The organism is Streptomyces griseiscabiei, assembly GCF_020010925.1.
GTDB lineage: Bacteria > Actinomycetota > Actinomycetes > Streptomycetales > Streptomycetaceae > Streptomyces > Streptomyces griseiscabiei.
Genome location: NZ_JAGJBZ010000002.1, coordinates 877,955 through 900,798, shown reverse-complemented (window position 1 = coordinate 900,798; position 22,844 = coordinate 877,955). Strand labels below are relative to the sequence as shown.

At 66.9% G+C, this 22,844-nt stretch carries 12 protein-coding genes, 2 rRNA genes and 3 pseudogenes; 4 read left to right on the top strand and 13 right to left on the bottom strand.

The genetic code is table 11. The annotated features are described in order from the left end of the window. Positions 1 to 11 precede the first annotated feature (11 nt). From J8M51_RS21460 to thyX, 5 genes are all read right to left on the bottom strand, one after another. Positions 12 to 3,135 (bottom strand): 23S ribosomal RNA (locus tag J8M51_RS21460). A gap of 302 nt (positions 3,136 to 3,437) precedes the next feature. Then, a 16S ribosomal RNA gene (locus J8M51_RS21455) occupies positions 3,438 to 4,964 on the bottom strand. The 16S and 23S rRNA genes sit together here, the layout of an rRNA operon. 521 nt (positions 4,965 to 5,485) lie before the next feature. Continuing rightward, on the bottom strand, positions 5,486 to 7,168 hold the full coding sequence (locus J8M51_RS21450) for a ribonuclease J (protein ID WP_086752503.1): 1,683 nt from the start codon (positions 7,166 to 7,168) through the stop codon (positions 5,486 to 5,488). Between the two features lie 192 nt (positions 7,169 to 7,360). Next, a complete protein-coding gene (gene dapA / locus J8M51_RS21445) occupies positions 7,361 to 8,260 on the bottom strand; it encodes a 4-hydroxy-tetrahydrodipicolinate synthase (protein ID WP_086752504.1) in 900 nt (299 codons plus the stop codon). A 211-nt stretch (positions 8,261 to 8,471) separates the two neighbouring features. Continuing rightward, positions 8,472 to 9,212 carry an FAD-dependent thymidylate synthase gene (gene thyX / locus J8M51_RS21440; RefSeq protein ID WP_086752506.1) on the bottom strand — a complete coding sequence of 247 codons (741 nt, stop codon included), beginning with the start codon at positions 9,210 to 9,212 and terminating at the stop codon, positions 8,472 to 8,474. Between the two features lie 189 nt (positions 9,213 to 9,401). Between thyX and J8M51_RS21435 the strand changes: the two genes are divergently transcribed. After that, positions 9,402 to 9,959 carry a hypothetical protein gene (locus tag J8M51_RS21435; RefSeq protein WP_086752508.1) on the top strand — a complete coding sequence of 186 codons (558 nt, stop codon included), beginning with the start codon at positions 9,402 to 9,404 and terminating at the stop codon, positions 9,957 to 9,959. 82 nt (positions 9,960 to 10,041) lie between these two features. On the opposite strand, the gene J8M51_RS21430 is transcribed toward J8M51_RS21435, so the two are convergent. From J8M51_RS21430 to rpsO, 5 genes are all read right to left on the bottom strand, one after another. Continuing rightward, on the bottom strand, positions 10,042 to 10,497 hold the full coding sequence (locus J8M51_RS21430) for a tetratricopeptide repeat protein (RefSeq protein ID WP_086752510.1): 456 nt from the start codon (positions 10,495 to 10,497) through the stop codon (positions 10,042 to 10,044). A 17-nt stretch (positions 10,498 to 10,514) separates the two neighbouring features. Continuing rightward, entirely contained in the window at positions 10,515 to 11,267 is a 753-nt protein-coding gene (dapB, locus tag J8M51_RS21425) for a 4-hydroxy-tetrahydrodipicolinate reductase (RefSeq protein WP_086752512.1), read from the bottom strand. Positions 11,268 to 11,288: 21 nt separating this feature from the next. Further along, entirely contained in the window at positions 11,289 to 12,668 is a 1,380-nt protein-coding gene (locus J8M51_RS21420) for a M16 family metallopeptidase (RefSeq protein ID WP_086752514.1), read from the bottom strand. After that, complete coding sequence (locus tag J8M51_RS21415; RefSeq protein ID WP_086752517.1) at positions 12,665 to 14,884, bottom strand: polyribonucleotide nucleotidyltransferase; 2,220 nt, start codon at positions 14,882 to 14,884, stop codon at positions 12,665 to 12,667. The genes J8M51_RS21420 and J8M51_RS21415 overlap by 4 nt, the downstream gene beginning before the upstream one ends. A gap of 463 nt (positions 14,885 to 15,347) precedes the next feature. Then, positions 15,348 to 15,635, bottom strand: a complete 288-nt coding sequence (gene rpsO / locus J8M51_RS21410; RefSeq protein WP_030041128.1) for a 30S ribosomal protein S15 — start codon at positions 15,633 to 15,635, stop codon at positions 15,348 to 15,350. Between the two features lie 321 nt (positions 15,636 to 15,956). Here rpsO and J8M51_RS21405 point away from each other — a divergent pair, with 321 nt between their 5' ends. Then, a complete protein-coding gene (locus J8M51_RS21405; protein ID WP_086752519.1) occupies positions 15,957 to 16,250 on the top strand; it encodes a DUF397 domain-containing protein in 294 nt (97 codons plus the stop codon). Between the two features lie 77 nt (positions 16,251 to 16,327). Here J8M51_RS21405 and J8M51_RS21400 read toward each other — a convergent pair. From J8M51_RS21400 to J8M51_RS21390, 3 genes and pseudogenes are all read right to left on the bottom strand, one after another. Further along, positions 16,328 to 16,723 (bottom strand): annotated as a pseudogene (locus J8M51_RS21400) (type VII secretion integral membrane protein EccD); the annotation flags it as partial. A 229-nt stretch (positions 16,724 to 16,952) separates the two neighbouring features. Continuing rightward, positions 16,953 to 17,471 carry a hypothetical protein gene (locus J8M51_RS21395; RefSeq protein WP_086752521.1) on the bottom strand — a complete coding sequence of 173 codons (519 nt, stop codon included), beginning with the start codon at positions 17,469 to 17,471 and terminating at the stop codon, positions 16,953 to 16,955. 418 nt (positions 17,472 to 17,889) lie between these two features. Continuing rightward, positions 17,890 to 18,672 (bottom strand): annotated as a pseudogene (locus J8M51_RS21390) (S8 family serine peptidase); the annotation flags it as partial. A gap of 148 nt (positions 18,673 to 18,820) precedes the next feature. Here J8M51_RS21390 and J8M51_RS21385 point away from each other — a divergent pair. Then, positions 18,821 to 19,129 (top strand): annotated as a pseudogene (locus J8M51_RS21385) (hypothetical protein); the annotation flags it as partial. A 299-nt stretch (positions 19,130 to 19,428) separates the two neighbouring features. Beyond that, positions 19,429 to 22,818, top strand: coding sequence for an SCO5717 family growth-regulating ATPase (locus J8M51_RS21380; RefSeq protein WP_267299389.1), 3,390 nt, complete (start codon positions 19,429 to 19,431; stop codon positions 22,816 to 22,818). The last annotated feature ends 26 nt before the right edge of the window (positions 22,819 to 22,844 follow it).

Here is a 22,844-nt window from a genome sequence, read left to right as displayed (position 1 = left end):
CGCGAGCAACTGAGGACAAGCCCTCGGCCTATTAGTACCAGTCACCTCCACCCGTTACCGGGCTTCCAGATCTGGCCTATCAACCCAGTCGTCTACTGGGAGCCTTACCCCATCAAGTGGGTGGGAATACTCATCTCGAAGCAGGCTTCCCGCTTAGATGCTTTCAGCGGTTATCCCTCCCGAACGTAGCCAACCAGCCATGCCCTTGGCAGAACAACTGGCACACCAGAGGTTCGTCCGTCCCGGTCCTCTCGTACTAGGGACAGCCCTTCTCAATATTCCTGCGCGCGCAGCGGATAGGGACCGAACTGTCTCACGACGTTCTAAACCCAGCTCGCGTACCGCTTTAATGGGCGAACAGCCCAACCCTTGGGACCGACTCCAGCCCCAGGATGCGACGAGCCGACATCGAGGTGCCAAACCATCCCGTCGATATGGACTCTTGGGGAAGATCAGCCTGTTATCCCCGGGGTACCTTTTATCCGTTGAGCGACGGCGCTTCCACAAGCCACCGCCGGATCACTAGTCCCGACTTTCGTCCCTGCTCGACCCGTCGGTCTCACAGTCAAGCTCCCTTGTGCACTTACACTCACCACCTGATTGCCAACCAGGCTGAGGGAACCTTTGGGCGCCTCCGTTACCCTTTGGGAGGCAACCGCCCCAGTTAAACTACCCATCAGACACTGTCCCCGATCCGGATCACGGACCCGGGTTAGACATCCAGCACGACCAGACTGGTATTTCAACGACGACTCCACCCGAACTGGCGTCCGAGCTTCACAGTCTCCCAGCTATCCTACACAAGCCGAACCGAACACCAATATCAAACTGTAGTAAAGGTCCCGGGGTCTTTCCGTCCTGCTGCGCGAAACGAGCATCTTTACTCGTAGTGCAATTTCACCGGGCCTATGGTTGAGACAGTCGAGAAGTCGTTACGCCATTCGTGCAGGTCGGAACTTACCCGACAAGGAATTTCGCTACCTTAGGATGGTTATAGTTACCACCGCCGTTTACTGGCGCTTAAGTTCTCAGCTTCGCCACACCGAAATGTGACTAACCGGTCCCCTTAACGTTCCAGCACCGGGCAGGCGTCAGTCCGTATACATCGCCTTACGGCTTCGCACGGACCTGTGTTTTTAGTAAACAGTCGCTTCTCGCTGGTCTCTGCGGCCACCCCCAGCTCACCGAGTAAATCGGATCACCGAGCGTGGCCCCCCTTCTCCCGAAGTTACGGGGGCATTTTGCCGAGTTCCTTAACCATAGTTCACCCGAACGCCTCGGTATTCTCTACCTGACCACCTGAGTCGGTTTAGGGTACGGGCCGCCATGAAACTCGCTAGAGGCTTTTCTCGACAGCATAGGATCATCCACTTCACCACAATCGGCTCGGCATCAGGTCTCAGCCACAAGTACGACGGATTTACCTGTCGCACGGCCTACACCCTTACCCCGGGACAACCACCGCCCGGGATGGACTACCTTCCTGCGTCACCCCATCACTCACCTACTGCAAGTCTGGTCCGTCGGCTCCACCACTCCCCTTTGCCCGAAGGCTCCGGGGCGGCTTCACGGACTTAGCATCGCCTGGTTCAGTGTTTGACGCTTCACAGCGGGTACCGGAATATCAACCGGTTATCCATCGACTACGCCTGTCGGCCTCGCCTTAGGTCCCGACTTACCCTGGGCAGATCAGCTTGACCCAGGAACCCTTGGTCAATCGGCGCAAACGTTTCTCACGTTTGTATCGCTACTCATGCCTGCATTCTCACTCGTGAACCGTCCACCACTGCCTTCCGGCGCGGCTTCACCCGGCACACGACGCTCCCCTACCCATCACGATCCCCGTTGGGGGTACATATCGCAATGACACGACTTCGGCGGTACGCTTGAGCCCCGCTACATTGTCGGCGCGGAATCACTAGACCAGTGAGCTATTACGCACTCTTTCAAGGGTGGCTGCTTCTAAGCCAACCTCCTGGTTGTCTCTGCGACTCCACATCCTTTCCCACTTAGCGTACGCTTAGGGGCCTTAGTCGATGCTCTGGGCTGTTTCCCTCTCGACCATGGAGCTTATCCCCCACAGTCTCACTGCCGCGCTCTCACTTACCGGCATTCGGAGTTTGGCTAAGGTCAGTAACCCGGTAGGGCCCATCGCCTATCCAGTGCTCTACCTCCGGCAAGAAACACACGACGCTGCACCTAAATGCATTTCGGGGAGAACCAGCTATCACGGAGTTTGATTGGCCTTTCACCCCTAACCACAGGTCATCCCCCAGGTTTTCAACCCTGGTGGGTTCGGTCCTCCACGAAGTCTTACCTCCGCTTCAACCTGCCCATGGCTAGATCACTCCGCTTCGGGTCTTGAGCGTGCTACTAAAATCGCCCTGTTCGGACTCGCTTTCGCTACGGCTACCCCACCCGGGTTAACCTCGCAACACACCGCAAACTCGCAGGCTCATTCTTCAAAAGGCACGCAGTCACGACGCACCGAGTAAACTCGATGCGCGACGCTCCCACGGCTTGTAGGCACACGGTTTCAGGTACTATTTCACTCCGCTCCCGCGGTACTTTTCACCATTCCCTCACGGTACTATCCGCTATCGGTCACCAGGGAATATTTAGGCTTAGCGGGTGGTCCCGCCAGATTCACACGGGATTTCTCGGGCCCCGTGCTACTTGGGTGTCTCTCAAACGAGCCGCTGACGTTTCGGCTACGGGGGTCTTACCCTCTACGCCGGACCTTTCGCATGTCCTTCGCCTACATCAACGGTTTCTGACTCGTCTCACAGCCGGCAGACTGTGAAAGAGAGATCCCACAACCCCGTATACGCAACCCCTGCCGGGTCTCACACGCATACGGTTTGGCCTCATCCGGTTTCGCTCGCCACTACTCCCGGAATCACGGTTGTTTTCTCTTCCTGCGGGTACTGAGATGTTTCACTTCCCCGCGTTCCCTCCACATACCCTATGTGTTCAGGTATGGGTGACAGCCCATGACGACTGCCGGGTTTCCCCATTCGGAAACCCCCGGATCAAAGCCTGGTTGACGACTCCCCGGGGACTATCGTGGCCTCCCACGTCCTTCATCGGTTCCTGGTGCCAAGGCATCCACCGTGCGCCCTTAAAAACTTGGCCACAGATGCTCGCGTCCACTGTGCAGTTCTCAAACAACGACCAACCACCCGTCACCCCACTGGAGATCCAGTGAGTACACCGGGGCCGGCACTGAAGGAAGTTCATTCCCTCAGACACCCAACAGCGTGCCCGGCCGCTCCCCGTCCGGAGATCATGTTTTCCACACTCTGACGAGCAGTACTCACAGCCTCCGGCCCGGTGAACCGGCCGAATAATCAACGTTCCACCCATGAGCTGACCACCGCAGAACGTTTGTCTGCGTAGTGGCTCTGGCTGCCTTGCGGCAGCTAGATGCTCCTTAGAAAGGAGGTGATCCAGCCGCACCTTCCGGTACGGCTACCTTGTTACGACTTCGTCCCAATCGCCAGTCCCACCTTCGACAGCTCCCTCCCACAAGGGGTTGGGCCACCGGCTTCGGGTGTTACCGACTTTCGTGACGTGACGGGCGGTGTGTACAAGGCCCGGGAACGTATTCACCGCAGCAATGCTGATCTGCGATTACTAGCAACTCCGACTTCATGGGGTCGAGTTGCAGACCCCAATCCGAACTGAGACAGGCTTTTTGAGATTCGCTCCGCCTCACGGCTTCGCAGCTCATTGTACCTGCCATTGTAGCACGTGTGCAGCCCAAGACATAAGGGGCATGATGACTTGACGTCGTCCCCACCTTCCTCCGAGTTGACCCCGGCAGTCTCCTGTGAGTCCCCATCACCCCGAAGGGCATGCTGGCAACACAGAACAAGGGTTGCGCTCGTTGCGGGACTTAACCCAACATCTCACGACACGAGCTGACGACAGCCATGCACCACCTGTACACCGACCACAAGGGGGCGACCATCTCTGGCCGTTTCCGGTGTATGTCAAGCCTTGGTAAGGTTCTTCGCGTTGCGTCGAATTAAGCCACATGCTCCGCTGCTTGTGCGGGCCCCCGTCAATTCCTTTGAGTTTTAGCCTTGCGGCCGTACTCCCCAGGCGGGGAACTTAATGCGTTAGCTGCGGCACCGACGACGTGGAATGTCGCCAACACCTAGTTCCCACCGTTTACGGCGTGGACTACCAGGGTATCTAATCCTGTTCGCTCCCCACGCTTTCGCTCCTCAGCGTCAGTAATGGCCCAGAGATCCGCCTTCGCCACCGGTGTTCCTCCTGATATCTGCGCATTTCACCGCTACACCAGGAATTCCGATCTCCCCTACCACACTCTAGTCTGCCCGTATCGAATGCAGACCCGGGGTTAAGCCCCGGGCTTTCACATCCGACGCGACAGACCGCCTACGAGCTCTTTACGCCCAATAATTCCGGACAACGCTCGCGCCCTACGTATTACCGCGGCTGCTGGCACGTAGTTAGCCGGCGCTTCTTCTGCAGGTACCGTCACTTTCGCTTCTTCCCTGCTGAAAGAGGTTTACAACCCGAAGGCCGTCATCCCTCACGCGGCGTCGCTGCATCAGGCTTTCGCCCATTGTGCAATATTCCCCACTGCTGCCTCCCGTAGGAGTCTGGGCCGTGTCTCAGTCCCAGTGTGGCCGGTCGCCCTCTCAGGCCGGCTACCCGTCGTCGCCTTGGTGAGCCGTTACCTCACCAACAAGCTGATAGGCCGCGGGCTCATCCTTCACCGCCGGAGCTTTCCACACTCATCGGATGCCCGAGAGTGTTGTATCCGGTATTAGACCCCGTTTCCAGGGCTTGTCCCAGAGTGAAGGGCAGATTGCCCACGTGTTACTCACCCGTTCGCCACTAATCCCCACCGAAGTGGTTCATCGTTCGACTTGCATGTGTTAAGCACGCCGCCAGCGTTCGTCCTGAGCCAGGATCAAACTCTCCGTGAATGTTTACTCGGCCGGAAAACTAATTCAGCCGGTGCACACACACGAGAGCGGAACCACCGGAGGAATAGTCCGATGGTTCACAGCGTCCTCGCTGTGTTTTGTTTCAAAGGAACCTCGTCCCAGCAGATGCTGGAGACGGGGTATCAACATATCTGGCGTTGATTTTTGGCACGCTGTTGAGTTCTCAAGGAACGGACGCTTCCTTTGTACTCACCCGAGCTTCTCGCTCAGGCTTTCCTCCGGGCAGTTTCCCTTCGGTCTTGCTGTCTTGCGTTTCCGACTCTATCAGACCGTTTCCGGTTCCGATTTCCTCGGTGCTTTCCAGGTTTCCGCTTCCGCGTTTCCCTTTCCGGCGACTCCGACTTTATCAGAGGTTCTGAGTCGGAATTTCCACCCGGTCCGGCGGCTCCTGACGCGTAGTTGCGTCGGGTTCCCCCCTGGGCGGAGCCGTAAACGTACTGGAGCGGGGCGCCCCGATGCAAATCGAGGAGCCCCGCTCCGGGACGAGCACTGACGGAGGGTCAGACCTCCACCACCACAGGCAGGATCATCGGCCTGCGCCGGTAGGTGTCGGAGACCCACTTGCCGAGGGTGCGACGGATGAGCTGTTGCAGCTGGTGGGGCTCGACCACCCCGTCCTGTGCCGAACGCTCCAGCACCTCGGTGATCTTCGGAACGACCGCGCTGAACGCGGAGTCCTCGATACCGGAGCCACGGGCCTGGATGTGCGGGCCCCCGGTGATCTTGCCGGTGGAGGAGTCCACGACGACGAAGACCGAGATGATGCCCTCGTCGCCCAGGATCCTCCGGTCCTTCAGGGCCGGCTCGCCGAGACCGACCGAGAGGCCATCGACATACACATACCCGGCCTGGACCTTGCCGGAGATCTTCGCCTTGCCCTCGATGAGGTCGACGACGACGCCGTCCTCGGCGATGACGATGCGGTCGTGCGGTACGCCGGTCAGGGCGCCCAGTTCGGCGTTGGCCCGCAGATGGCGCCATTCGCCGTGCACCGGCATCAGGTTCTTCGGGCGGCAGATGTTGTAGAAGTACAGCAGCTCGCCGGCCGAGGCGTGTCCGGAGACATGGACCTTGGCGTTGCCCTTGTGGACGACGTTGGCGCCCCAGCGGGTCAGGCCGTTGATGACGCGGTAGACCGCGTTCTCGTTGCCCGGGATCAGGGACGAGGCCAGGATCACCGTGTCGCCCTGGACGATCCGGATCTGGTGGTCCCGGTTGGCCATGCGGGACAGGGCCGCCATCGGCTCGCCCTGCGATCCGGTGCAGACGAGGACGATCTCGTGCTGCGGCAGGTCGTCGAGCGTCTTGACGTCCACGACCAGGCCCGGCGGAACCTTGAGATAACCGAGGTCCCTGGCGATGCCCATGTTCCGGACCATCGAGCGGCCGACGAAGGCGACCCGGCGGCCGTACTCGTGGGCGGCGTCCAGGATCTGCTGGATGCGGTGGATGTGGCTGGCGAAGCTGGCCACGATGATCCGCTTGCTGGCACCCGCGAAGACCTGGCGCAGGACGTTGGAGATGTCCCGCTCGGGCGGAACGAATCCGGGGACCTCGGCGTTCGTGGAGTCGGAGAGAAGGAGATCGATGCCCTCTTCGCTCAGCCGTGCGAACGCGTGTAGATCCGTCAGACGGTTGTCCAGCGGGAGCTGGTCCATCTTGAAGTCACCCGTGTGGACCACCATGCCCGCGGGGGTGCGGATGGCCACGGCGAGGGCGTCCGGGATGGAGTGGTTGACCGCGACGAACTCGCAGTCGAAGGGGCCGATGCGCTCGCGGTTCCCCTCGGCCACCTCAAGGGTGTACGGGCGGATGCGGTGCTCCTGGAGCTTGGCCTCGATGAGAGCGAGGGTCAGCTTGGAGCCGATCAGCGGGATGTCGGGCTTCTCGCGCAGCAGATACGGGACCGCGCCGATGTGGTCCTCGTGGCCGTGCGTGAGGACGATGCCCTCGATGTCGTCGAGGCGGTCCCTGACGGACGAGAAGTCCGGCAGGATCAGGTCGATTCCGGGCTGCTCCTCCTCGGGGAAGAGCACCCCGCAGTCGACGATCAGCAACCGGCCGCCGTATTCGAATACGGTCATGTTCCGGCCGATCTCGCCGAGACCGCCCAATGGGGTGACCCGCAGGCCCCCCTCGGGGAGTGGCGGCGGCGGGCCGAGTTCAGGATGCGGATGACTCAAAAGACTCTCCTCACCACGCGCGCCACGTACCTCTGTGGCACGTGGCGCGCATGACGTTCGTGCAAAAGCAGTTGTGGATGGGAACGCAGGCGCTGTCGTCCTGCCTATTCAGTTGTGAAGTCTCAGATGTGTTCAGAGATGTCAGAGGTGTCAGGTCCGACATCACCTTGCGCGTCGTACGAAAGTCCGGTGTCAGAGCTGTACCCCGCCGGCGCCAAGATCGATCTTGAGCTGGGCCGTCTCCTCGGGGGAAAGCTCCACCATGGGGGCGCGCAGGGGTCCGGCGGGCAGTCCCTGGAGGGCGAGCGCCGCCTTGGTGGTCATCACGCCCTGGGTGCGGAACATACCGGTGAAGACGGGCAGCAGCTTCTGGTGGATCTCGGTGGCCTTCTGGACGTCACCGGAGACGTACGCCTCGACCAGGGCGCGCAGCTCGGGGGTGACGACGTGACCGACGACCGAGACGAAGCCGACCGCGCCCACGGAGAGCAGCGGGAGGTTCAGCATGTCGTCGCCCGAGTACCAGGCGAGGCCGGAGCGGGCGATGGCCCAGCTGGCGCGGCCGAGGTCGCCCTTGGCATCCTTGTTGGCGACGATGCGCGGGTGCTCGGCGAGCCGGACGATCGTCTCGGTGTCGATCGGGACTCCGCTGCGGCCCGGGATGTCGTAGAGCATCACCGGCAGGTCGGCGGCGTCGGCGATGGCCTTGAAGTGCCGGTACAGGCCCTCCTGCGGGGGCTTGTTGTAGTACGGCGTGACGACGAGGAGGCCGTGCGCGCCGACCTTCTCTGCGGCGCGGGCCAGCTCGGTGCTGTGGTGGGTGTCGTTCGTGCCGACGCCCGCGATGATGTGGGCGCGGTCGCCCACGGCTTCGAGGACGGCTCGTACCAGGTCCGATTTCTCCGCGTCACCGGTGGTGGGGGACTCGCCGGTGGTGCCGTTGATGACCAGGCCGTCGTTGCCTGCGTCCACCAGGTGGGTGGCGAGCCGCTGCGCGCCGTCGAGGTCGAGTGCGCCGTCCGCCGTGAAGGGCGTGACCATGGCGGTGAGGACCCGCCCGAAGGGGGTCTGCGGAGTCGAGGTCGGAGCCATGGGTAACACGCTACTCGCTGCTCAGGGCACGGTCTGCCCTCGGGGGGCGGGAAAAGTCAGGACAAATGCGGAGCCCGGCACTGCCTGCTCGGGGGTTCAAGCAGTGCCGGGTCCGTTTGATCAGGCTAGATGAACTTCGCGAAATGCCGCAATCCGGACACTTCGCTCGGCTGACCCGTACATCTGTGCCTGGCCGAAAGTCGGCGGTCCGTTAGGGCGCGACCCGGCCGTTGGCATTGAACGCGGCGTGTGTGAGCGGCATGAGCCCCGCCCACTCCGCCTCCATCCGCTCGCCCACCATCTCGATCTCCCGCTGCGGGAAGGACGGCACCTTGGCAAGCTCGTGCTGTGTGCGCAGACCGAGGAAGTGCATCAGCGAGCGGGCGTTGCAGGTGGCGTACATCGAGGAGAAGAGACCGACCGGCAGAACCGCGCGGGCGACCTCACGGGCCACACCGGCGGCGAGCATCTCCTGATACGCCTCGTACGCATGCACGTACGAGTCCTCCATGACCCGCCCGACCAGCTCCTGCTGCGCCTGCGTGCCCTCCACGAAGACGTACTTGCCGGGACGGCCCTCCTGGACCAGCTTGCGGGACTCGTCGGGGACGTAGAAGTGGGGCTGGAGCTCCCTGTAGCGGCCGGATTCCTCGTTGTACGACCAGCCGACCCGGTGGCGCATGAACTCGCGGAAGACGAAGATCGGGGCGCTGATGAAGAAGGTCATCGAGTTGTGCTCGAAGGGGCTGCCGTGCCGGTCCCGCATGAGGTAGTTGATGAGACCCTTGGAGCGCTCGGGGTCCTTCGTCAGCTCTTCCAGGGACTGCTCGCCGGCGGTGGAGACGCGGGCGGCCCACAGGACGTCCGAGTCGGCCGCGCTGTGCTTCACCAACTCGACGGTGACTTCACTGCGGAAACTGGGTTTGAGGTCGTCGGCGGGGGTGTCGGTCACGGCTCGGAGGGTCCTTCCCATGGCTGCTCTCGGGCGGCGACCACTCTACGGCCCGGCACCGACAAGAGGCCCGGATGCCCCGAGTTGCACCCTCTTGGGCGCCTGTCGGACCCCCGGGAGTGGTGAGGAGGGAGCCGGCTCGATAGCCTCACCCGGCGAACCTGTGCGTGGATTGAGTGAGGATCAGCCGTGCCCCTGCCCTTCCTGACCGCCGACCGCGCCTTCGACCAGGCGGTGGACGAAGCGCTGCCCTTCGAGGACCGCGACCGCTGGCGGCGCCCCTACCGGCCCGGCCCCTGGCGGGTGGGCGCCGCCGCGCTGTTGCTGCTGCTCGCCTCGTACGTGCTCGTCGCGGCGGTCATCATCGCGGTGGCCGAGACGCTCCAGGCGGGCGCGATCTGCTTCGCGGGCGCGCTGCTGATCATCGGCTGCGCCCTGCGGCTGCTCCGGGTCGGCATCTGGGTGAGCGCGCGGGGCGTGCGTCAGGTGGGCTTCTTCCGCACACGTACGGCGTCCTGGGAGCCGAACGTGTCGGTGCGTACCGTGCAGCAGCCCGTGCGCTGGCTCGGGCTGCCGCGGACCGTGCAGGGGCAGGCGCTGCTCCTCGTCCGCAGGGACCAGGTGCAGGAGTACGTGACCCCGCTGATGACGACGCACAACGCCGACTTCCTGGCCCGTACGGAGGCCTTCGACCGGGCGGCGGACATGATCGAGGCGTGGGCGGCGGAGTACCGGCGCGCCGCGTAGCCGGGCGGTCGAGCACATGGGCGAGGGGCCGGTCCGCGGGTGCGGGCCGGCCCCTCGGCCGTGTACGGGGGCAGCGGGCGGGTCAGGCGGCCGGGGTCGGTCCGCCGTCGTGGAGGGCGATCGCGCGCTGCATCGCCTTGCGGGCCCGGGGTGTGTCGCGGGCGTCGTGGTAGGCGACGGCGAGACGGAACCAGGTGCGCCAGTCGTCGGGGGCGTCCTCGGTCTCCTCCTTGCGCCGTGCGAAGACCTCGTCGGCCGAGTCGCGGTCGATACGGCCGCTCGGGGTGCGCTTCAACTCGTCGATGGGGAGGCCCCCTTCGGCGTCGAGTTCGGCGGCGAGCAGGTTGGCCCGGCGGACGAACTGGGTGTTCTTCCACAGGAACCAGAGGCCGATCCCCGGCAGGACCAGCACGGCCGTGCCGAAGGCGATCGTGATCGGTGTGCCGGTCTCGATGAGCAGGATCCCGCGGCTGCCGACCAGGACGAAGTAGACGACCAGGACGGCTGCCGTGACGGCATAGGTGAGCTTCGCGCGCATGACGTTCCTTGGGCCTGTCAGCCCAGGTCGAGGAAGTGTTCGAGGCCGAAGGTGAGGCCCGGGGTGGTCACCACGCGGCGGGCGCCGAGCAGGATGCCCGGCATGAAGCTGCTGTGGTGGAGGGAGTCGTGGCGGATGGTGAGGGTCTCGCCCTCGCCGCCGAGGAGGACCTCCTGGTGGGCCAGCAGGCCGCGCAGACGGACGGAGTGGACGGGGACGCCGTCGACGTCCGCGCCGCGCGCGCCGTCCAGCGCCGTCTCCGTGGCGTCCGGGGCCGGGGCCGTGCCTGCCTCGCGCCGTGCCTCGGCGATGAGCTGGGCGGTGCGTGTGGCGGTGCCCGAGGGGGCGTCGACCTTCTTCGGGTGGTGCAGCTCGACGACCTCCACCGACTCGAAGTAGGGGGCGGCGAGCTGCGCGAACCGCATGTTCAGGACGGCGCCGATGGAGAAGTTCGGCGCGATGAGCACGCCCGTCTCCGGGGAGCCGTCCAGCCAGCCGGTCAGCCGCGCGAGGCGTTCGTCGGTCCAGCCCGTCGTACCGACGACCGCGTGGATGCCGTGGCGGACGCAGAAGTCGAGGTTCTCCATGACCGAGGCGGGGGTGGTCAGTTCGACGGCGACCTGGGCGCCGGTCTCGGTCAGGGTCTCCAGCTTGTCGCCCCGGCTCAGGGCGGCGACCAGCTCCATGTCCTCGGCGGCCTCGACGGCCCGGACGGCCTCGGCGCCGATCCGGCCCCGGGCACCGAGGACCGCCACGCGCAGCTTGCTCATTGCTTGGTTCCTTAACTGGGGTTAGGCGACGGCTTCGTGGAGACGCGACGCCTGTTTGTCCTTGAGCGGGCCGATCACCGACAGGGAGGGGCGCTGTCCCAGGATCTCGCGGGCCACCGAGCGGATCTCGTCCGGGGTCACCATGGCGATACGGGTCAGCATCTCGTCGACGGACATCTGCTCGCCCCAGCACAGCTCGCTCTTGCCGATGCGGTTCATGATCGCGCCGGTGTCCTCCAGACCGAGGACGGTGGAGCCGCGGAGCTGGCCGATGGCGCGCTCGATCTCGTCGTCGGGCAGGCCGTGCTGGGCGACCTGGTCGAGTTCGTCGCGGCAGATCTTGAGCACGTCGGGCACCTGGGAGGGACGGCAGCCGGCGTAGACGCCGAAGAGGCCGCAGTCGGCGAAGCCGGAGGTGTACGAGTACACGCTGTAGGCGAGGCCGCGCTTCTCCCGGACCTCCTGGAAGAGGCGGGAGGACATGCCGCCGCCGAGCGCGGTGTTGAGGACACCGAGGGCCCAGCGGCGGTGGTCGGTGCGGGCGAGTCCGGGCATGCCGAGGACGACATGGGCCTGCTCGGTCTTGCGGCCGATCAGCTCGACCCGGCCGGCCGTACGCAGGGCGCGGCGGCCCTCGCGCGGGGCGATCGGGGTGGCGTCGGCGCGGGTGAGGGCACCGGCGCTCTCGAAGGCGGCGCGGACCTGGCGTACGACCTTGTTGTGGTCGATGTTGCCGGCGCAGGCGACCACGAGGTGGGTCGGGTCGTAGTGCTTCTTGTAGAAGCGGCGGATGCGGTCGGCGCCGAGGGCGTTGACCGTGTCGACCGTGCCGAGGACCGGGCGGCCGAGGGGGGTGTCGCCGAACATGGTGTGCGCGAACAGGTCGTGCACACAGTCGCCCGGGTCGTCCTCGGTCATCGCGATCTCTTCGAGGATGGCGCCGCGTTCGACGTCGACGTCCTCCTCGCGGATGAGCGAGCCGGTGAGCATGTCGCAGACCGTGTCGATGGCCAGCGGCAGGTCGGAGTCGAGCACGCGTGCGTAGTAGCACGTGTACTCCTTCGCCGTGAACGCGTTCATCTCGCCGCCGACCGCGTCGATCGCGGAGGAGATGTCGAGCGCGCTGCGACGGGTGGTGCCCTTGAAGAGCAGGTGCTCCAGATAGTGGGTGGCGCCGTTCAGCGCGGGCGTCTCGTCGCGGGAGCCGACGTGCGCCCAGATGCCGAAGGTGGCGGAGCGCACGGACGGCAGGGTCTCGGTGACGATGCGCAGGCCGCCCGGGAGGGTGGTCTTGCGGACCGTACCGATGCCGTCCCGGCCCTTGATCAGGGTTTGGGTACGGGCGACGGCCCGCGCCTCCGTGGAGGTGCGGGCCGTCGCCTTGGAGCTACGGGACGTCACTTGTCGCCGTCGTCCTTCTTGTCCTCGGAGCCTTCTTCGCCCTCGATCACGGGGATGAGGGAGAGCTTGCCGCGGGAGTCGATCTCGGCGATCTCGACCTGGACCTTGGCGCCCACGCCGACGACGTCCTCGACGTTCTCCACGCGCTTGCCGCCGGCGAGCTTGCGGATCTGCGAGATGTGCAGCAGTCCGTCCTTGCCCGGGAGCAGCGACACGAACGCACCGAAGGTCGTCGTCTTCACGACGGTGCCCAGGTAGCGCTCGCCGACCTCCGGCATGGTCGGGTTGGCGATGCCGTTGATCGTGGCGCGGGCGGCCTCGGCCTGCGAGCCGACCTGGGCACCGATGTAGATGGTGCCGTCGTCCTCGATCGTGATCTCGGCGCCGGTGTCCTCCTGGATCTGGTTGATCATCTTGCCCTTCGGGCCGATGACCTCGCCGATCTTGTCCACGGGGATCTTGACGGTGATGATCCGCGGGGCGTTCGGGGACATCTCGTCCGGCGTGTCGATCGCTTCCATCATCACGTCGAGGATGTGGAGGCGGGCGTCACGGGCCTGCTTGAGGGCGGCGGCCAGGACGGAGGCGGGGATGCCGTCCAGCTTGGTGTCGAGCTGGAGGGCGGTGACGAACTCCTTGGTGCCGGCGACCTTGAAGTCCATGTCGCCGAAGGCGTCCTCCGCACCGAGGATGTCGGTGAGGGCGACGTAGTGCGTCTCGCCGTTGATCTCCTGGGAGATCAGGCCCATGGCGATACCGGCGACGGGGGCCTTCAGCGGCACACCGGCGTTCAGCAGCGACATGGTGGAGGCGCAGACCGAGCCCATGGACGTCGAGCCGTTGGAGCCGAGGGCCTCGGACACCTGACGGATCGCGTACGGGAACTCCTCGCGCGTCGGCAGGACCGGCACGATGGCGCGCTCGGCGAGCGCGCCGTGGCCGATCTCGCGGCGCTTCGGGGAGCCGACGCGGCCGGTCTCGCCGACGGAGTACGGCGGGAAGTTGTAGTTGTGCATGTAGCGCTTGCGCGTCACCGGGGAAAGGGTGTCGAGCTGCTGCTCCATACGGAGCATGTTGAGGGTGGTGACGCCCAGGATCTGGGTCTCGCCACGCTCGAACAGCGCCGAGCCGTGCACGCGCGGGATGGCCTCGACCTCGGCGGCGAGCGTACGGATGTCCGTGACGCCACGGCCGTCGATGCGGACCTTGTCCTTGATGACGCGCTCACGGACCAGGGACTTGGTCAGCGAGCGGTAGGCCGCGCTGATCTCCTTCTCGCGGCCCTCGAACTGCGGGAGCAGCTTCTCGGCGGCGAGACCCTTGACGCGGTCCAGCTCGGCCTCGCGGTCCTGCTTGCCCGCGATGGTGAGGGCCTGCGTCAGCTCGTCCTTGACCGCGGCGGTGAGCGCCTCCAGGACGTCGTCCTGGTAGTCGAGGAAGACCGGGAACTCGCCGGTGGGCTTGGCGGCCTTCGAGGCGAGGTCGGCCTGGGCCTTGCAGAGCACCTTGATGAAGGGCTTCGCGGCGTCCAGACCGGCGGCGACGACCTCCTCGGTCGGCGCCTCGGCACCGCCCTTGACCAGCTGGATCGTCTTCTCGGTGGCCTCGGCCTCGACCATCATGATCGCGACGTCGCCGTCCTCCAGGACACGGCCCGCGACGACCATGTCGAAGACGGCGTCCTCCAGCTCGGTGTGCGTCGGGAACGCCACCCACTGGTTGTTGATCAGCGCGACACGGACGCCGCCGATCGGGCCGGAGAAGGGCAGACCGGCCAGCTGCGTGGACGCGGACGCGGCGTTGATCGCGACGACGTCGTACAGGTGGTCGGGGTTGAGCGCCATGATCGTGGCGACGACCTGGATCTCGTTGCGCAGGCCCTTCTTGAAGGACGGGCGCAGCGGGCGGTCGATGAGGCGGCAGGTGAGGATGGCGTCCTCGGAGGGACGGCCCTCACGGCGAAAGAAGCTGCCGGGGATCTTGCCGGCGGCGTACATCCGCTCCTCGACGTCCACCGTGAGGGGGAAGAAGTCGAGCTGGTCCTTGGGGTTCTTGGAGGCGGTGGTGGCCGACAGCACCATGGTGTCGTCGTCCAGGTACGCCACGGCGGAGCCGGCGGCCTGCTTGGCGAGGCGGCCCGTCTCGAAGCGGATGGTGCGGGTGCCGAAGGAGCCGTTGTCGATGACGGCCTCGGCGTAGTGGGTCTCGTTCTCCACTAGCGATTTCTCCGTTACATGTCGTCTTTCGTCCCTGGGCCTGCCCGTGTGGCAGGGGGACGGTGGCGGAGAAGCGCGCCGTCTGGTGCGGGCCGGTCTTCGATCGAAGCCCTCGGGGTTCGCAATCTCCCGGGGGCCACTACCGAGGACCGGCGGCGGCGAGGTGCGCTTCTCCTCGTGCGTTGTGCCTTCGTCGTGCGTCGTGCGTGGTGTCTTCGTCGTGTGCGGTCGTCCGGGTCCGGGCGTCCTCACACTGTGTCGTGCGTATTGCGTTGTGCTACCACACTACAAAGGGGTGGTGACACTCCGCACGTTTCCGCACGTACGTCCCGCGTGCGGCGGGTCCTCGGGGGCGCGTACGGCGACGCGCACCACCGTGTACAGCAAACCGTGTACAGCAAACCGTGTACAGCAAAGGGAGCGGTCCCCCATTCTCCCGGGAACCGCTCCCCTGCACGGCGTCCTACTTGGCGCCCGCCGCACCGCGGCGGATGCCGAGGCGGTCGACCAGCGCACGGAAGCGCTGGATGTCCTTCTTGGCGAGGTACTGCAGCAGACGGCGACGCTGACCGACCAGGATCAGCAGACCACGGCGGGAGTGGTGGTCGTGCTTGTGGGTCTTGAGGTGCTCGGTCAGGTCCGAGATACGGCGGGAGAGCATCGCGACCTGCACCTCGGGGGAGCCGGTGTCGCCCTCCTTGGTACCGAACTCGCTGATGATCTGCTTCTTCGTAGCGGCGTCGAGCGACACGCGATACTCCTCATGAGTCTCATTGATGCCACCGAGTGCCCCTGGTCTTCGTCTCAGGGGGGCTTACACGACTCGGGTGGCCGGGATCCGTCGGCGCGGTCTCCGAGACCCGTGAAGGGGTCCCGGGTGCGAACACAGACGGCCGCCACACAGGGTACCAGTGCGGAGGGGCGCCCCGTTCCGCCTCCCCACCGCCCGCGCCTGTGACCGGGCCACCACCCCTCGTCACGGTCGTCCTTGGCCAAACCTCTGAGCAGCGAGAACGGCGGCAAGTAGGGTGACCGCACAGTGCGTTGGCGCGGAGGAAGGATCGGAGCCGTCATGGCCGAGGCCGAGGACAAAGAACTCAAAGCACGCAAGGAGCGGGAGAAGGACGAGCTCTACGCGCTCGACATCTCGGGCGTCGAGTGGCACAGCGCACCGGGTACGGAGGAGCACGAGGAGCGGGTGGAGATCGCGTACCTCCCGGAGGGCGCCGTGGCCATGCGCTCCTCCCTCGACCCCGACACCGTGCTCCGCTACACGGAGGCGGAGTGGCGGGCCTTCGTGCTGGGAGCGCGGGACGGGGAGTTCGATCTGGAGCCCGCGCCGCACAATGGGGGGCTGGACGCGTAGCCGGGCGGCGGCGAGCGGGGTGGGAAGCCGTGCCGGCTCCCTGCCCCGTCGCCCCGCACGGAACAGCGGCCGTACCGCTAGCTGGTCATGGCCCGGGCCCGTGCGTACACGTCGAAGACGGCCAGAGCCAGCGGGATCAGGGTCAGCAGGACGAAGCTCTCGGCGATCTCCAGGAAGCGTCCCCAGAACGGGGTCACACCGCGTCGCGGAGCGATGAGACCGATCGCGGTGACCAGGACCGCTGCCGCGGCGATCGCCGCGGCGAGCCAGACGCTGCGGATGTCGAGGGCGTGGGAATCACCGAGGAGCGCGTCGCGCACATAGTCCTGCGGCGGGTTCAGCGCCAGCCCGAGTCCGAGGAGGACCAGGACCGTGAGACCAGCGGCCAGGGCGGCGCCCACCTGCGCGGTGTAGCGGAAGAGATGGGCGCGCATCAGCATGGCCAGGCCGGTGGAGAGAGCCAGCAGCTGCGGATTGACGACGTTTCGACGCGCCGCTCGGAGGCCCTCGTGGGTGACCCTGCGCGTTGTCGCCCGTGAGGGCGACCGGTGCTGGTGAAGGTTCTGCGCGGGACCGGGGCGGACTTCGTCCTGCTGGACGGCGGCCCGCCCGGTACAAGGGAGCGGACCTCACTCCGGAGTGGCAACGCTGAAAAAGCTCAGTGAGGCGCGCGCCAAGCGATGAGTCAGGAGCCCGTCGCCCTCACAGCTTGCCGAAGAGCACGCCGCGCCATGTCCAGCCCGATGCGAGGACGGCGTTCCGCAGGGGGTCTCGGAGGTCGGCGCTGTCGAAGCGGAAGCCCTCTGTCGCTTCGAGGCGGTTGTCGGCCCCGCGTTGGATCGAGTACTGGCGCGAGACAGTCCTGTTCGGCCCGCGCGAGTAAGCCGCTGACACCTTGAGCTGCGGCGGATTCCCGACCCTGGTGACCTCCCACGATTCCTCGAGGACGCGTACTTCGTGGCCGCGCTGGACCGGACGCATCCGGATCCGGACGAAGCGAGACAGCTGCGACTCGATGAAGACGGTTTGCCAGGCGGGCTCCGACATCCGCCATTCCGCCACCAGGTCGACGCCCTCTCCCCCACCCTCACCCTCGCGAATGACGTAGGGGACATCGGGTCGGCTGAGGCCGAGCAGGGCTGCCCGCACCTCCTCGACCGAACGCGGTGCGACACCGTCGGCGGGGTACTTGGTTCCGGTCAGCTTGTCGAAGAGTCCCATGATGTCAATCTTGAGAGGGCCAGTTACAGGTGCGGGATGTGACGCATGCGTGGCCGCCTTACGAGGCCCCGCTGGTTTCCGGCAAGTCCCACGCGTCCACAGCATGCCGCCTTGCCGGACAGGCGACGGTCTGCTGCACTCCGATGATGTTCGGCGGCGGGCAGCCGTTCTCGTCCGAGCGGTCGGCTCGCTGTCGTCCCCCGTCATGTCACCGCGGAACGCCCAAGCTCTGGACGGCCAGGTAGATGCCGACGGTTGCCATGATGATCAGGGTGACGCGGGCGGCAGCGAAGGCGGAGTCGGTAATTCCTCGGCCGAGGGGTTGATGCGGGAGCGCAGGCGCGTACCCAGTCCGCCTTGACGCAGGCCATGACCAAGAGCAGCGCGGACAGAATCAGGCCCAGTACGGTCAATTGGGTCAGCGGGTCCCTGTATTGCCCTCCGGTCGTCGCCGCTTGCGTGGTGCGTCCCGGACGGCCACCGCCGTGCCGCTCAGCCCCGCCACCAGGACGAGGCCGACGACGGCCACATGGGGCGCCAGGCTGGTGTGTCCACGTCCGTCAGGGCCTTGACGGAGTCGACCACTCCCCAGCCGGGCGGTCGCGGCCGGGGATGGAGCGTTCTGCCGTCTGCTCGATCTGGGCGACCGCCTGCTGGGCCGTCCAGTGTGGGTACTTGGACTTCAGGAGGGCCGCCACCCCGGCGACGTACGGCGCCGGATAGGTGACCTTGACGTGGACGGCCTCCTCCAGTCGCGTCGGGTTTCAGGGCGTTGGCCGTGTCCTGCGAGATGTTGATGACATCGGCACCTTCGTCGACGGCGTAGCGGATCGACGAGGCCAGGGTGAGGCCGCACCGTCTTCCTCGGTGTTGTTCTGCTTGATCGGGATGATCCTGATGTCCGGGGCCAGGCCAACGAAGCCGGTCCCCTTCACTGGGGCGGGCCGCGATGATCCGGCCACCCGCGTGCCGTGGCCCACCGTTTCGGTGGTGCCCTGGCTGTTGCCGCGGTCGGTCTTCTCGCCCCTGGAGTTCTTCGTGGGGAGGTAGTTCGCACCGCTGGAGGCGTCCACGGCCTGGGTGACCTGGCGGTTCTTGGCATCCACTCCGGTGTCGATCACCGCACCTGAACGTTCGTCCCGGTGGATCGGGCCCACAGCGCGTCTAGGTTGACGCGTTGCACCGCCCAGCGGGGTCGGCCGCGCGCCCCGGGTGGTCAAGTGCCTCCGGATCCCCGTGTTCCACTCGTCCCCCGCGTTCGGCGGCCCCCGGCTCGTACCGGCGGTCGCCTTCACCTCGTCCTGACCTCCTGCATCGCTTCGCTCTTCTCCCGTCGGCGGCTACGAGCCCTGCGGCCGCCGCGTGGACGCGTGGCGTCGGCTCCGTGGCAGGCCGTACTCACACTTCTTCCTTATTTGAGTCCCGTCGCACCACGGTTGCTGCGTCAGGCTCGCCTCGTGGGCGTCCAGCGGGTGTCTCCGGACGAGGCCACGGAGATCGGTCGGGGGATAGGGCTGCCGCACCCCGAGACCCGGTCCCTGCCCGGACTGCAGGACGGCATCACGCTGTGGTGCACGGAGCGGGACCGGCAGTACGTGATGACTCAGGCCACGGACGCGGAGACCGGTCTCCTGGGTGCGGCGCGCCGCATGGACTGAGCCGGCTGTTCCGGACGAGCCCGACGCGTGAAGATCGAGTCGAGACCATATGTCCAAATTATTCAATTCTCTGGGCACTTGAGTGCTTCGGTGAAGCCGGTCAGGACAGACGGGCCTGCCGGGCCCGAGGTTTTGATGATTAGGCTGGGGTACAGCACGTCGCGAGTTGCCCGCAAGCGGGTGGTACGGGCTGTGCGGCATCTGCCCGGGGCCCGAGGGGGGACCAGCCCGGCGAATCAGACGACAGGAACGGTCGCCCCAGCACGGCATGAGGGTGCTCGACCACACCAGGAGGAATTGTGAGCAGCGATCGGGACGGGATGCGCGGGGGCTGGGCCACACCCGACGATGACCAGCCCGACGCCGAGTCCGCCGTCGAGGCGACGGGCGAGTTCACCATCGATTACGCGCCGCCTGCCTGGTACACGCAGAACGCGTCATCGCCAGGGGCCGGTTCGGAACCGGGTTCGAGTGCGGGTGCGGGTGCGGGTGTCGACGCGGCTTCGGGTACGGGTGCGGATGCCGTGCCTCCGGTTGCCGGTCCGCCGGTGCCTCCGGTGGCCGGTCCGCCGGTGCCTCCTGTGCCTCCCGCTCCTCCTGCGCCGCCGGTCGCTCCGCCCCCCGGCACGCCTGGCGCGCCCGCCGTGGCTCCGGGCGCGGTTGCGCCTCCCTGGCCGCCTGTTGCCGCCGTGTCGTCGGCGGGCGTCGACAACGGGGACATCGAGAGCGGCTCCACCATGCGGATTTCCGCTGTCGCGCTGAAGCATGAGATCGAGGACGCCGCTACGGCCGCTGGTACGGCTGTGGGCGCTGGCTCGCCTTCGGGGGCGGCGCCTGACGCGGGTGTGGCCGTGGGAGCCGCTTCCGGTGATCAAGCGGATGCCCATGATTTTGAGTTGAACGCACCACAGGTGACCGAGAGCGCGGCCGTCGAAGCTGCGGAGTCCGGCTCCGAGGGCGCGGCCGAGGGCGAGGGCAGCGACAGTGACCATGCCGGGGCGGATCCGGCTGCCGGTGACGTCGGCGTCGGAGTCGGTGTTGTGCAGTCTGCCGAGGGTACGGCCGTCGAGGGCGCGGCCGACGAGGCCGGTGTCGCGGAGGGAGAGCTGCCCGGCGGGGTCGGTGCCGCCGTAGGCGAGAGTTCCGGGGACGACGCGAAGCCAGAGAGCGTCGGCGAGGGAGCCGAGTCTGCGGATGCCGCGCCGGAGGGCTCCGCACCGCAGGCCGCCGCACCGGCGGGCTCAACCGCACAGGCCGGCGACGCCCAGGGCTCGGCTCCGCAGGACTTGTCTGCCCCGGGCCCGGACTCCCAGGGCTCCGGCTCCCAGGAACCCGCCGTGCAAAAGGCCGACGTAGAGGAGACCGCTCCTCCACATCCCGCCCCGCATGACACCACTCCCGGCAGCACCGCACCCCAGGACGCGGCACCCGCCGCACCAGCTCCGGGTGCGCCCGGTGGTGTGCCGCAGGCGCCTCCTTCCTGGACGCCGCCCGCGCCGCAGGGTGGACTTCCGCCGTTGCCGCCCGCGTTCCAGTTGGCGGAGGCGCCCGCGCCCGCGCCGGGAGCGCAGTGGCCGCCGTCCGCGCCGGAGTACCCCGGAATGCCGGGCCAGGAGCCGGCCGCGGCGCAGGGGGAGCCCGCAGCCGTGCCCCATCAGCAGCCGTTCCATCCGCAGGCGCCGCAGGGCGCGCCCGCGGCCTGGGGCAACCCGATCGACGCCACGCCGGGGGCGCCGGCCGCGCCCGGCCAGCAGCCGCCGCCCCCGCAGACTCCCTACGCCCCCGCCCCCGCCCCCGCCCCCGCGGGCTACGGCTTCCCGCCCCCGGGCGCACCCGTACCCCCACAGACACCCGTCCCCCAGCAGGGCGGCTACGGCTTCCCCCAGCCCCCGGCCCAACCGGCACACCCCGGACAGCCAGGACACCCCGGACAGCCGGAACAGCCGGGACAACCTGCGGCCCCCACACCCGCAGCACCCCCCGCCCAACCCACCCCCGGTTACGGCTTCCCGCCCCCAGGCGCGCCCGTACCCCCGCAAGCCCCCATCCCCCAGCAGGGCGGCTACGGCTTCCCCCAACCCCCGGCCCAACCGGCACACCCCGGACAGCCGGAACAGCCTGCCGCCCCCACGCCCCACCCCAACACCCCCCACGCCCCCGTGCCCCAAGCCGGCTACGGCTTCCCGCCCTCCCCCGCTGCCCCCGGAGCCCCCACCCCCCAGAGTGGCTACGGCTTCCCCCAACCCCCCACCCAACCCACCCAGCCCACCCAGCCGGAGCACCCCGGTCAGCCGCACCCCCCCTTCCCCGGCCAGCCAGCGCACCCCGGTGAACACCCCGGCGGTCACCCTCACCCCCACACCTCCGCCCCCTCCGCCCCCGTCGACCCCCGCACAGGCGCGGCCTGGCCGCAGGCCGTGCGGCACGATCAGCGGCAGCCCACCAACCCCGGTGTGGCGCCGCTCGGTTACACCGCGGCGGTCGAGCTGTCCTCCGACCGGCTGCTCAACAGCAAGAAGCAGAAGACGAAGAGCAGCCGTCCGGCGTCCGGCGGTGGGCGGTTCAAGCTCGGCGGGAAGAAGGAAGAGGCCGAGCGGCAGCGGAAGTTGGAGCTGATCAGGACGCCGGTGCTGTCCTGCTACCGCATCGCGGTCATCAGCCTCAAGGGCGGCGTGGGCAAGACCACGACCACCACGGCGCTCGGCTCGACGCTCGCCACCGAGCGTCAGGACAAGATCCTCGCGATCGACGCCAACCCGGACGCCGGAACGCTCGGCCGTCGTGTGCGGCGGGAGACCGGGGCGACCATCCGCGACCTGGTCCAGGCGATCCCGTACCTCAACTCGTACATGGACATCCGGCGGTTCACCTCACAGGCGGCCTCCGGGCTGGAGATCATCGCCAACGACGTCGACCCGGCCGTCTCCACGACGTTCAACGACGAGGACTACCGGCGCGCGATCGACATCCTCGGCAAGCAGTACCCGATCATCCTCACCGACTCGGGCACCGGACTGCTCTACAGCGCCATGCGCGGGGTTCTCGACCTCGCCGACCAGCTGATCATCATCTCGACGCCGTCGGTGGACGGCGCGAGCAGCGCCAGTACGACATTGGACTGGCTCTCCGCGCACGGGTACCAGGACCTGGTGGCCCGTTCCATCACGGTCATCTCGGGGGTGCGTGAGACCGGCAAGATGATCAAGGTGGAGGACATCGTCTCCCACTTCGAGACGCGCTGCCGCGGGGTCGTCGTCGTGCCCTTCGACGAACACCTCTCCGCCGGCGCGGAGTTGGACCTCGACATGATGCGGCCGAAGGTGCGGGAGTCGTACTTCACGCTCGCCGCGATGGTCGCCGAGGACATCGCCCGCCATCAGCAGTCGCACGGTCTGTGGACCTCGGACGGCAACCCGCCTCCGGTGGTCGCCCCGCCGATGCCGGGCCAGCAGACACCCGGTCAGCAGCCGTACCCGCAGCAGCACCAGCCACAGCAACACCAGCCACAGGGCCAGCCGTATCCGCCGCAGCAGGGCCGGCAGCCGTACCCCGGCCAGCCCCAGCCCTACCCGGGTCAGCCGACCCCCGGGCCCTACGGCCAGCCCGGCCAGCCCGCCCCGGGCCAGCCGTACCCGCCGCAACAGGGCCAGCAGCAGCCCTACCCGCCGGCCCCGCCACAGCAGCAGTAACCGCACGACAGGAACACGGCTGAGGG